General features: G+C 43.6%; 2 pseudogenes. Both read left to right on the top strand.

The annotated features are described in order from the left end of the window. Window positions 1-309 (top strand): annotated as a pseudogene (locus M72_RS14870) (ABC transporter ATP-binding protein); the annotation flags it as partial. Window position 310: 1 nt separating this feature from the next. Next, window positions 311-566 (top strand): annotated as a pseudogene (locus M72_RS14875) (ABC transporter permease); the annotation flags it as partial.

Raw genomic sequence — 566 nt, forward strand, 5'->3', positions numbered from 1 at the left:
ATAGAATATATTTCTACGCGCAACGCAATTATGAAAGCCGGAGAAATTGTTGATGTCGGAACTACCGCAGAACTTGTCAAGCAGATTGAGGGCAAGGTTTGGAATTGCACAATTCCGGCCTCAAAGCTGCCGGAATGTGAAATGCGGCTGCACATTATCAATCAGCGAGGCGAAGATCACAATCAGGTTTCTATTCGTTATCTGTCCGAACACTCGGAAATTGATGGATCTGTTACAACGGAACCACGATTGGAAGACCTGTATCTGTGGTTGTTTCCGCAGACAGACTTGGAAAAGGAGGACAGATAATATGCGACTCTTTAGACTTGAAATAAAACGTATTTTGAAGTCACGGCGCACCCTGATTTTACTTGCAATCGCACTTTTGCTTTCCGTAGCCATGGCATACCTGCCTATTTCATTTGAGGGTATTAACCGTCCAAACAAAGATGGCACGGTTACAGAATTAAACGGCTTGGCAGCGATCAAGTACAAACAAGATTTATATAAAACATCCGCTGGTGAAGTGACCCCGGATAGGATCAAATCGGCTTTGGAAACTTATC

It is taken from the genome of Roseburia faecis, from assembly GCF_001406815.1.
In the GTDB taxonomy this organism is placed as follows: domain Bacteria; phylum Bacillota; class Clostridia; order Lachnospirales; family Lachnospiraceae; genus Roseburia; species Roseburia faecis.